This window comes from Wolbachia endosymbiont of Tuta absoluta (assembly GCF_059414725.1).
The window spans coordinates 1-3,396 of sequence record NZ_JBNRJY010000308.1; the positions used below are offsets into that span (position 1 = coordinate 1).

Here is a 3,396-nt window from a genome sequence, read left to right on the forward strand (position 1 = left end):
AAATGTAACTGACGAAATGATAAAAAATTATATTGAAAATCACTCTAAAAAAGAAGATAAATTTGGTGACTTTCAAGTCGAAAGTTAGCATTCTATGCTCTCTCTCAATCTTTGGATTTTAATCCATAGTGGTTGAATTGATATTCTAAAATACCAAAAGCAAAGTCCTTTCATACTTAGAAGTCCTTTTATTGAAAAAATGATAAGTATGAAAGATAAAAGAAATCTATTAGATGAAGTGTTAACGGAGTTCAACAACTTGATTAGCTCAGGTGAGTTGTATGAAAGCAATCATATAGGTTTTTATAAAAATCTTATACAATTATCTGTTGGGTATGCCTATCTTGGAAAAAAAGGGGCATCACAAGAACTTAAAAACATGCAAGAGTTACAGGAGAGAAGAATAGGGTTAAATCATCTTGGTACTACACAAAAAATGTCTACTGAAAGTGAAAGAAAAAAATGTTTAGAAAAGGAAATAGAGAAAAAATCATTTCTTCCACAATCCAAAGTAATTGATTTTGCTGTTGGTAATACTTTATATGAAGATAGTGTAAATCTATATTGTAGAAACAGTATAAGCTTTTTACACTATGTTGTCACTGCTAGCTCAGATATTATTGAATACCTTACAGATAAATGGGCTAATATGAATCTAAAATTCAGTAGTCTCTTAAATATTATTCCTAGCCTTTTAGAGCGAGGAGCTTGCATAAATCTACAAGATAAGCGTGGTAGGGGGGTTCTGCACTATGCTGTTATTGCTGGTCACCTAAATATTGTTAAATACTTTGTAGAAAAAGGAGCTAATGTAAATCTACAGGATAGAAATGGTGTTAGTCCTCTACAATACGCTGTTATCGCTGGTCGCTTAGATATTATTGAATACCTTTTAGAGCAAGGGGCTACTATGAATCTAGAATACAAAGATCTTTTGCGTTATTGTATTGCTATTCATGACCAAAATGTTAAAGCGCAATCAATTATGTCCTCAGGCCCTTGTTCTTCAGACTTAAAAGTGCAATCACATAGAAAACAACAGAAGACAACTATACATTTAGGTAAGTCTAAGAAAAGAAGATTAGAAAATACAAGTGCAATATCTAAGGAAAATACGCCGAATATACAACTGCTTCAAGATAACGTATCAGACACATCAATGCAATTTGAAGATCTTGATCATAGAATGCAAGGTGACATTTGTAATAAGTTAGAGGAAAAAGTTAATAGTCAATTGGAAAATAGTGACTCACAGCAGTTAGTTGACAATAGGTACTGGTGCATGCAATAAAATGAAGGAGCATAAGTGATAAGGTATCCGTACCTTCATTTAACAGAATGGCGCTAGACCAATTGATTCCAAGAAAAACACTTCTCACCGTCCTTGGTTTTGGTTGCCGGAAGTGATCATATTATTTGAGTTTTTAATGATAAATAATATTAAGTTAATATAATTTGTTTGGAATGGTGAGATCATTTGTTATAACCTGGAGCCTACATGCATTCCAAAAGGATAATATGATTTAGAATATTATATAGCATGTGCGTAAGCTCAGACACAACACCGCCTAAACTTACGCCAGTTTTTTTTGAGATTTAACATCAAAGGAAAAAATAATTTCAGCCATTCTCCCCTAATAGAGTTAACTTTTATCAGTCAATCATTGAAGAGAAATTTAAATTCGCTGTGGAATGAGGAATGACATTACAAACACTTTTCAAGACGGTTCCTACACTGTTAATGCTACTTTTTGAACACTCAATAATGCTACCACAAGTATATTTCACACTACTTTTAACAACGCCAAACGCCGATTGCGATACATCCCAAACATGTACAGCATTATCAACAGTCGCTTTTCTCCGTGCTTCTCCTTCTTTAGAATTGTCAACATATACTCCTAATATTGATTGTCCTACTATTGCTCCTAAAATCCCTCCTGTTATTCCTCCTAACATCACTCCTACTATTCCTCCTGTTGCCATTGTTCCTGCTACTGCTGCTTTTGCTAACCTAGAAGCAGAATTACCTTCTTCTGAGTTTTTGTAATTTCGTACGTCAATTTCTTTCTCATCAAGTTGCTTTTTTAGTCTAGCAATCTCATTACTTTGTTGATTAAGTTGATCTTTTTTCTCAGCAATAGTGTTGTTTTTACTAATTGCAGCACATGAAAATGCAATAGTTACAAAAGAAAACACAGCAGCAACAACAATAAGTGGAAGACCAACACTCAAAGCTGCAACTGGAGCTAAAAAACCAATGTAAGGAGCCACAGTAAACACTCCTGATGCCAATAAAGCCGAAGTAGCCAAAGCACCACTCACAAGATAAGGTGCATTAGCTTTATTAAATATATTTTTCATTATATACCTCTATATAGTTAACTTATTATTTTAATAATAATATAAATAAATATATAATGCAATACTTTAAATTAATTAATAAACTAGACCTGCAGATTCAAAGAAAAACAATTTTCACGATCTTTGGTTTTTACTAATGTACATTAAAGAGTTAATACTAATTCATTTAAAAATAATAGAAAAATTTATGATTATTTTGTAATTTATTAATTAAATATCTTGATAAATTATCTAATCTCGTATATTATTAGAATATTAACACTGTATTTTAAAGGTAAAAACATGGTACATTCATCTGCGCAAATATTCACAAAGTTTGATAACGATTCAAAAAAGAGAAATATAGAAGGGCTAGAAAAGACTTACTTGGGAGTCTTGCTGTCAATTGAATTAAATAGAAAAACCTCTCAAGTTGCAAAGGACATTAAAGAAAAAATAGAAAGTCTGTTGAGTAGCAATGAAGGTGAAATACATGATAAAGTAACAATAGGTGAAAGAGAAATTGGTGTAACTTTAACGAAGAAGGAAGAAGGTACATACAATGTTAAATTTGATGAAAGTGCTTCTTCTTCGGTAGATATTAAAGATACGAAAGATTACACTGACAAAGATCTACTTACTTTGTGCACACAGCATGAGTCGACAATCAGCAGAGATAAGAAAGGTAATCACCATTATAGTGTAACAATCAAAGGTAAAGAAAAAAGTGCAACAATAGGTGGGCTTGGTAAAATTGTAATATTTCCACAACATTTATCTTACATCAAAGAAACAATAGACCACTTAAAAGAAGGTAAGAGTCCAACTAAAGAGTTTGCACTTGCAACAGGAACTGGAAAAACATTTATAGAACTACTTGTTGAATATTTGCCTGCTAGGCTAATGGATGTACCTTACATATCTCTAGCACCTAATGAAGATCGATCTTTTTTCTCAGCAATAGTGTTGTTTTTACTAATTGCAGCACATGAAAATGCAATAGTTACAAAAGAAAACACAGCAGCAACAACAATAAGTGGAAGACCAACACTC

2 protein-coding genes and 2 pseudogenes are annotated in these 3,396 nt (G+C 32.2%); 3 read left to right on the plus strand and 1 reads right to left on the minus strand.

Features of this window, described 5'->3' with window-relative positions:
- Positions 1 to 88, plus strand: a pseudogene (locus ACJ5GX_RS03440) (IS200/IS605-like element ISW1 family transposase); the annotation flags it as partial.
- Positions 89 to 199: 111 nt separating this feature from the next.
- On the plus strand, positions 200 to 1,291 hold the full coding sequence (locus ACJ5GX_RS03445) for an ankyrin repeat domain-containing protein (protein ID WP_230609089.1): 1,092 nt from the start codon (positions 200 to 202) through the stop codon (positions 1,289 to 1,291).
- A 362-nt stretch (positions 1,292 to 1,653) separates the two neighbouring features.
- Here the strand turns inward: ACJ5GX_RS03445 and ACJ5GX_RS03450 are convergent, their stop codons facing one another.
- On the minus strand, positions 1,654 to 2,364 hold the full coding sequence (locus tag ACJ5GX_RS03450; RefSeq protein WP_264953192.1) for a hypothetical protein: 711 nt from the start codon (positions 2,362 to 2,364) through the stop codon (positions 1,654 to 1,656).
- A 282-nt stretch (positions 2,365 to 2,646) separates the two neighbouring features.
- On the opposite strand from ACJ5GX_RS03450, the pseudogene ACJ5GX_RS03455 reads away from it, so the two are divergent.
- A pseudogene (locus ACJ5GX_RS03455) lies at positions 2,647 to 3,396 on the plus strand (hypothetical protein); the annotation flags it as partial.

What these genes read in the sequence shown, in the direction of transcription:
- ACJ5GX_RS03450 (WP_264953192.1), bottom strand. Translation starts at nt 2,364, where the DNA reads ATGAAAAATATATTTAATAAAGCTAATGCACCTTATCTTGTGAGTGGT.
- ACJ5GX_RS03445 (WP_230609089.1), top strand. Translation starts at nt 200, where the DNA reads ATGATAAGTATGAAAGATAAAAGAAATCTATTAGATGAAGTGTTAACG.